Below are 6,775 nucleotides of genomic sequence, written 5' to 3' on the forward strand. Positions count from 1 at the left end.
ACCTTCGGAACCACAATCCGACGCTCTAACCAACTGAGCTACAATCACCGTTTTCTGAGTGCAAATATAGGACAATTTCCTCAACTACCAAACAATTCCGTCAAAATTTTTCAAAGAAATTAACTTCTCAGACGTAAACCCCTCAGCATAAGTAACTCCCGATAACCGGCCTAAATCCTGTGCACGATAAGTTAAGCTCTCATAAAAGTCTTTTGTGGTAATTGGAGTCTCAGGTTCTTTAGAAGTCGGATCATAAAACTGGGTTTTATAGGCCATACATGCAGCGATCTTTTTGTCAAGAAATTCAGAAATGTCAATAACAAATTCCGGCTGAATATTTTTCCATTGGATGTAATGAAAGACATGCTTCGGTCTCCATACTTCCTGGCTCTCCCCTTCCAATACCGTTTCAATTTTTCTCAGTCCGGACAAAAAGCACGCATCCGACACTAATTTCGCTCCTTTTGCATGATCCGGATGTCTATCATCAATTGCATTAGCTAAAACGATTTCTGGCCTGTATTTGCGGATCATTTTTACGATCCTCATCTGATATTCTTCTGAGTTCACCAAAAAGCCATCTTTCATTCCCAGGTTCTCTCTTGCGGAAAGTCCCAGGATTTTAGCAGCATCGGCCGCTTCCGTTTTTCTGGTTTCATCCGTTCCTCTTGTTCCAAGCTCACCTCTTGTAAGATCTACAACCACACATTTTTTTCCTTCAGAAACCATTTTAGCAATAGTTCCGCCACATCCCAGTTCCACATCATCAGGATGTGCACCAAAAGCAAGTATATCAGTTTTCATAGATTCAAATATAGGATTTAAAATAAAAACTTCCCAAACATTACGAATGGGAAGTTTTAATATCTATAATTTAAATTTTAAATTACTTATTGATTTCTGCATTTAATTTTACAGCATCCTGGTAAGTAGGATCTAGCTGTAATGACTTAGCTACATAATCTTTTGCTTTTGCAGGATCAGAATCTTTGCTCATATATGCTACCGCAAAGTAAGCGTAAGCAAGAGTCTGCTTGTTTGCTTCCTGATCAGCTGGTTTTACTGTGCTGATGAATTTTTCATAAGCCAGTTTTGCAGCCTCATTATTTCCTGCCTGCTGGTAAGAATATCCCTGGCTATAGTATGCCGGTGCCCAGTCTGGAAGAAGGGCTGACATTTTCTGCCATGTAAGGATAGCTCCGTTCCAGTTTTTAGCATCCTGGTAAGCCGTTGCCAGCTTAAATAAAGCATCAGAATCCTGGCTGTTTGCAGCAACCTGCTTTTTCAACGCTTCAATGGTAGGGTTAGTAGGTCCCTTGTCAGCTTCTGCCTGAGAAGCACCTCCTCCACCTGCGATGTTAGCTAATTCAAGATCCCACTTCATTGTTTCATCCTTAGCAGCTTTTGCAATACCCACTTTTTGCTGAGCTTCAGCCATTAGAGCAGATTTTTTAGCAGCATCTTTTTCATCTTTTGCTAAACCAGCAGCAATAAGCCCCTGTAAACCTTGGTCAGCAGGCAATATTCTTGTCTTCTCAGCCTGAGAAACAAAAGTATCCATATTTTGTTTTGCATCTGCATAGTTTCTGTCTGCATATGCGTTGTAAGCTCTTAATTTGAACTTAATAGGATCGTCAATTTTATCAAAAATCTTGTCCAATACCATTTTAGAGTTTGCATAATCTTCATTTGTGAAGTATAATTTAGCAATTTCTAGTTGAGTATATGGATCCTCATCAGCATATTTTGTATAGTTGATAAGGTCTTGTGTAGCTTTTGCATTTTGTTGGTATCTGATATCATAACCAGCCAGTGCTTTGTAAGCCGGAGCATAAGTAGGGTCTACTGCAATTGCTTTATCAACACTCTCTTTCGCTTTTTGCCATACCTGTGCTGCCATCCATAATGTAGCCATTCTTGTATAAACGGAAGCTTTATTTTTAGCTACAGGTAACGCTTTGTCGTAAGCTGACATTGCTTCCCCCGGAGATCTTTTTAATCTGTAAGCGTCTCCTAATGTATAATAATAATGTGCAGGAACTCCTTTTTTCTCAGCTTTTTCAATAGCTTTATTAAGGTACTGAATAGCAAGATCAGGAGAACTGTTCTTTTCAAATAAAGTTAAAGCTTCTGCAGCTCTGAATAATACTTCAGCATCTTTTTCTTTTGAATCAGTAACTACTTTCTGAATTTCAGCAATGGCATTTTTATCACCCTTTCCTAATTTAACAGCAGCTAAACCGATTTTGTTAAGATAGCTTTTACCGTCAGCAGCTAGTCCCTTGTTGAAATTCTCAGTTGCTTTAGCATTATCCGGCTCTCCCTGTCTTAAGAAAGTATTTCCTAAATAGAAGTAGTTTTCAGCTGTAGGCTCTTTAGCGATCATTTCAGTGAAGTTTGTTTTTGCCTGTGCAAATTTATCACTGTCTATACTGTTGATACCATCCTGCAGTGTCTGTGCAGAGGCGAAACCGGTAAAAAATACCACGGCTGCTCCAAAAGCAATCTTCTTTACATTCATATTCATTATATCTTTCATTTTATATTTTCTAAATAATTGAGTTATATTCTACACAATTTTCAGACCAAATCCTTATTTTTAGTGGGAATAAATTGTGAATTTAATTTTTTTTAACGCATCTGCACTTCTCTCTTATACAGATTATACGGCTGCAAACCTTCTTTCTGTACAATTTTCTGGCCCAAATGAGTACATGAAAATCTTATAAATCCATTGGCGATATTAAAATTACCTTCGTTAATCAGAAAGTAAAGTACTCTTGTAAACGGATATTCCATAGTACGGAGTCCATCAAAATCTGCGTTATATGATTTTCCTTTGTCTACCACAGGAAGAATCTTTACCATCTCTCTTAATCTTTCCGAAGTTTTATCATAAGTACGGCTAAAAGTATTAAGGCCAATAACGCCTATTTTATCCGGATATTTTCCCAGTTCCTCAATAATCTTCTGATTTCCTGGAATAATAGAAAATTTCAGGTCTTTTGGCTGTTTTTTAAATTTTTCAGCAACAAAATTCAGATTACTTGAATTGGTTCCGTCAAAGATAAATTCTTTTTTATCAGACATCAGCCCGTTATTGATCTCATCCATAGAAATACTTTCTTTCGGAGAATCTTTAGGCACAACAAAAACGACTGCATCTGCAGCGAATCTGGCAGGAAGAAACTTTAAATCTGTTCTTTCCTCGTATGTTTTTATTTCTTCGGGAGTAAGGTTTCTGGACATTACCACCACTTTGGCACTTCCTTTTAAAAGATCAAGAAGTCCTAAATCTTCCTTCTTGGTTTCTACTTTGATGTGGGTTTCAGGGTAGTTGATCATATAGCCTTCAGCTAATGCTTCTGTAACGCTTTGAAAGGATTCGTCAGTAAAAATTGTGAGATCACCTTTGTGATAGGAAGGAGCATTTTTCTCCTTTTTGCAGCCTGCCAGCATTATGCTCAGAGCAAAAATTACTGCAAGCTTGAAACTATTCTTCATTTCTCGATTGTTTAATTCTTGAGATCGCCCTGTAAATTCTGAAAATACCATAAATAACCAGTACTACTCCTAATGCGTAGGCAACAGCAGGTTCTAAAATAGTAAAGAAGAATTTGTAGACAATCACTACAATTCCTAAAACGATATAAAACAATCCCGTAACCAGGGATAACCAATTGAACATCATGTAACAAAAATACCAAAAAAAATAAAAAGAGAAGCATATGCCTCTCTTTTTATTTATATTTTGAATAAATAAGTCTTATTCAAAGTTCATCGTAAATGGTACACTATAGTAAGATCTAACGCTCTCCCCGTTTCTCTTCGCAGGAGTCCATTTTTTAAGTTTCTTCACTACACGTACAGCTTCACTGTTGAAGTCGCCATTTGGAGATTTCTCTTCAATAGTAACGTTCGATACAGTTCCGTCTTTTTCTACAACGAACTTAAGCTTAGCTTTAAGTGTTCCTTCACCTCCTTCCATCAAAGAAGTATCAAAGTTATCACCCAGGAACTTTCTTAATGCTCCCATACCTCCAGGATATTCTGCAGACTGGTCAACATCTTTATAGATCTCGTTAGGGTTGTTCGCTTTTACTTCTACTGTACTTGCTTTAGTACCTGTAGATGGTGGTGGCGGTGGTGGTGTATAAGCCGGAGCTTTTACCCCCTCCTGATTCTGTAAACCAGTTGTAGTTTCCAACTGCTTAGAGATCGGTGGTGGTGGAGTTTCAATTTTCGGAGCTTTTACAGGCTCAGGAACCACGTTCTGAATAACCTCAATTTTCTCCTCTTCTTTTGGAGGTGGAGGTGGTGGAGGAGGTTCTTCTTCTTTAGGCTGCTCGATAATCGGATCTTCTTCGATAATATCTACTAGATCTGCCTTTACTTCCTGCTTAGGCGGAGCTGTAAGATTTTTAATCGTAAGATAGATGAACGGAGACAAAGCTGCCAAAAGGAATAAAGCTGTTCCGATGATAAAAGACTTTGTTAAAAGTCTCGGATACTGATGTCTAAGATCATAGGCACCATATTCCTTGTTTCTATTTTCAAATACGATCTCGTCTAAAGTAAGATTCTGACCGTATACATTTTCATCTGCCATAGATTAGATATAACAATTTTATGGTTAAATTACTTTGTAGCAGCAGCCGGCGCAGCAGCACCTCCTACTTTTTTCTCGTACACAGCTTTCTCCCAAGGCTTGATATCAGTAACACCGTACTGCTCACTCTTGGTAATTGCCATTTCGTCAAGAATATCAACAAAGTTCTTATATACAGCATCGTCAGTCGGCTTAATGATCACGGTAAATTTAGCCGGATCTGCAGCTCTAGATTTTGCCTGCTGAATTACTTTTCTGATTCCTTCTCTATCAAGGGTAGTTTCCATAAGAGTCTGGTCATTCAGGGATGTAGCATCCTGCTGGTGCCAAAATACTCTATTGTTTTTTCCTAATAATATAGAGATAGAATTCGAAAGTTTAATTTCTGTTGGAGGTGGTTTCGGCTGATCTTTTTTCGGTTTCGCCGGAAGACCCAAATCCATAACATTCGGTTTACTGAACGTAGTTGTGAACATAAAGAAGGTAATCAATAGAAAACCCAAGTCCACCATCGGAGTCATATCGACTCTGGTACTCTGCTTCTTGGAGCGGACCTTGCCGCCCTTGCCGCCTTTTTCTTGTACTTGTACTTCTGCCATTTCTATCGATATTATTCGTTAGGTTTACCTTCTTGTGATGTAATCAACCAAAATTTAAGAAAATCAATATCTCTTAAACCTTCAAATAGGCTTTTCACTTTAGGGTATTGAGTAGTAACGTCACCTTTAATTGCTAACTTGTAGTCAGGATTAACGCTCAAACTTTCTTTTACCCAATCAATTAATTGCTTATTTGTACTGTCCATAGGAATTCCTGTAGGACTCTTATAATTTTTCTGCTCATCTTCAGACATATCCAAGTAACCTTTAAGCTGGTTCATTGGAACACCGATTGCCTGAACTTTCTGGAAAGCAGCCTTTTGATTGTTGTTAAAAGTAATTCCATACTTTTGTCCCATTTTATCCAAAAGAGCAACTCTTTCTGATGCATTTTCTACTGGCTGGAAATAGAATTTTCCGTCCGGAGTAGCATTGATAGTCATTAAACTAGCATCAGGAAGCAATTTTTCCGAAATTGAAGATGGCGGTTTGATCTGCTCCACGTCAGGTTTTTTAAACTGAGTGGTCAAGATAAAGAACGTAAGGAGTAGGAACGCAACGTCACACATTGCAGTCATGTCCGTAATTACTCCATGTCTTTTTGGTTTGACTCTCGCCATTATTATAAAATATTTTTAATTAAACTTCTTTTAATTGCTAATGCAAATATCTTGCTAATTCTTAGTTGAATTCAGCGAAAGATTGTTGGATACTCATAGAGATCTCATCGATCTTGTAAGTTAATCCGTCAATTTTAGATGTAAAGAAGTTGTAAAGGATAATAGCGATTGCTGAAGTACCAATACCTAATGCCGTGTTGATCAAGGCTTCAGAGATACCTGTAGATAGAGCAGCAGCATCCGGAGTACCACCTCCTGAACCTAATGCGAAGAACGCCTTGATCATCCCGATTACCGTTCCTAGTAGTGCTACTAACGTTGCAACTGTACCTAAAGTAGAAAGGATCATCATGTTTTTCTCAAGCATTGGCATCTCAAGAGTTGTAGCTTCTTCGATAGCTTTGTTAAGTGCTACCATTTTCTGCTCCTTATTTAATGTAGTATCGTGAGCAAGTGCTTTATAAGTAGTAAGACCTTCTTTTACTACGTTACCAACAGAACCTTGTTGTCTGTCACACTCTTCGATAGCTTCGTCGATTTTGTTTTGGTTTAGTAAGCTTCTTACCTGAACAACGAAGTTGTCTAAGTTTCCTTTTCCAGCTGCTTTACCAAGAACGAAATATCTTTCAAAAGAGAAAACGATTACAGTAATCATGAAAGTAATCAAGATTGGTACGATAACCCCTCCTTTGTAGATAATACCTAAAAACGATTCTGGGTGAATGTCTTTTCCTTCAACACTTGAAAAAGCTACAGATCCACTTCCTAGTTTGTCTGCATCTTTAAAGTTTCCTGGGCTACCAAGAACGAATAAATAAATACATACTCCTATAGCAAATAGAATAGGAATAATAACAGCTGGATTTAAACCTCCTGCCTTTCTAGCAACTACTTGCTCATCATTTTTTGAAACATTCATTTCCATATTTAACTAAATTATATTGTTT

The 6,775-nt window shown here is 37.8% G+C and carries 8 protein-coding genes; all 8 read right to left on the reverse strand.

Annotated elements, in window-relative coordinates; translation table 11 throughout:
• Positions 1 to 84 precede the first annotated feature (84 nt).
• Positions 85 to 804: a bacillithiol biosynthesis deacetylase BshB1 gene (bshB1, locus tag ACE3RB_RS19565; protein ID WP_232721292.1), complete on the reverse strand. Its 720-nt coding sequence runs from the start codon at positions 802 to 804 to the stop codon at positions 85 to 87.
• An 82-nt stretch (positions 805 to 886) separates the two neighbouring features.
• Positions 887 to 2,539, reverse strand: a complete 1,653-nt coding sequence (locus ACE3RB_RS19570) for a tetratricopeptide repeat protein (RefSeq protein WP_374465748.1) — start codon at positions 2,537 to 2,539, stop codon at positions 887 to 889.
• Positions 2,540 to 2,631: 92 nt separating this feature from the next.
• Entirely contained in the window at positions 2,632 to 3,504 is an 873-nt protein-coding gene (locus ACE3RB_RS19575) for a PstS family phosphate ABC transporter substrate-binding protein (RefSeq protein WP_374465749.1), read from the reverse strand.
• The gene (locus ACE3RB_RS19580) at positions 3,494 to 3,691 is read right to left on the reverse strand and encodes a DUF308 domain-containing protein (protein ID WP_002976284.1); all 198 of its coding nucleotides are present in this window, start codon (positions 3,689 to 3,691) and stop codon (positions 3,494 to 3,496) included. The genes ACE3RB_RS19575 and ACE3RB_RS19580 overlap by 11 nt, the downstream gene beginning before the upstream one ends.
• A gap of 75 nt (positions 3,692 to 3,766) precedes the next feature.
• The gene (locus ACE3RB_RS19585; RefSeq protein ID WP_002976283.1) at positions 3,767 to 4,609 is read right to left on the reverse strand and encodes an energy transducer TonB; all 843 of its coding nucleotides are present in this window, start codon (positions 4,607 to 4,609) and stop codon (positions 3,767 to 3,769) included.
• Between the two features lie 29 nt (positions 4,610 to 4,638).
• Positions 4,639 to 5,208 carry a biopolymer transporter ExbD gene (locus tag ACE3RB_RS19590; protein ID WP_002976282.1) on the reverse strand — a complete coding sequence of 190 codons (570 nt, stop codon included), beginning with the start codon at positions 5,206 to 5,208 and terminating at the stop codon, positions 4,639 to 4,641.
• Positions 5,209 to 5,219: 11 nt separating this feature from the next.
• Positions 5,220 to 5,828: a biopolymer transporter ExbD gene (locus ACE3RB_RS19595; protein ID WP_002976281.1), complete on the reverse strand. Its 609-nt coding sequence runs from the start codon at positions 5,826 to 5,828 to the stop codon at positions 5,220 to 5,222.
• Between the two features lie 61 nt (positions 5,829 to 5,889).
• Entirely contained in the window at positions 5,890 to 6,753 is an 864-nt protein-coding gene (locus ACE3RB_RS19600; RefSeq protein WP_002976280.1) for a MotA/TolQ/ExbB proton channel family protein, read from the reverse strand.
• Between the last annotated feature and the right edge of the window lie 22 nt (positions 6,754 to 6,775).

Source organism: Chryseobacterium sp., assembly GCF_041914225.1.
GTDB lineage: Bacteria > Bacteroidota > Bacteroidia > Flavobacteriales > Weeksellaceae > Chryseobacterium.

Coding starts and splice junctions, on each gene's coding strand:
- ACE3RB_RS19570 (WP_374465748.1), bottom strand. CDS start 2,539: ATGAAAGATATAATGAATATGAATGTAAAGAAGATTGCTTTTGGAGCA.
- ACE3RB_RS19575 (WP_374465749.1), bottom strand. CDS start 3,504: ATGAAGAATAGTTTCAAGCTTGCAGTAATTTTTGCTCTGAGCATAATG.
- ACE3RB_RS19600 (WP_002976280.1), bottom strand. CDS start 6,753: ATGGAAATGAATGTTTCAAAAAATGATGAGCAAGTAGTTGCTAGAAAG.
- ACE3RB_RS19590 (WP_002976282.1), bottom strand. CDS start 5,208: ATGGCAGAAGTACAAGTACAAGAAAAAGGCGGCAAGGGCGGCAAGGTC.
- ACE3RB_RS19585 (WP_002976283.1), bottom strand. CDS start 4,609: ATGGCAGATGAAAATGTATACGGTCAGAATCTTACTTTAGACGAGATC.
- ACE3RB_RS19595 (WP_002976281.1), bottom strand. CDS start 5,828: ATGGCGAGAGTCAAACCAAAAAGACATGGAGTAATTACGGACATGACT.
- ACE3RB_RS19580 (WP_002976284.1), bottom strand. CDS start 3,691: ATGATGTTCAATTGGTTATCCCTGGTTACGGGATTGTTTTATATCGTT.
- bshB1 (WP_232721292.1), bottom strand. CDS start 804: ATGAAAACTGATATACTTGCTTTTGGTGCACATCCTGATGATGTGGAA.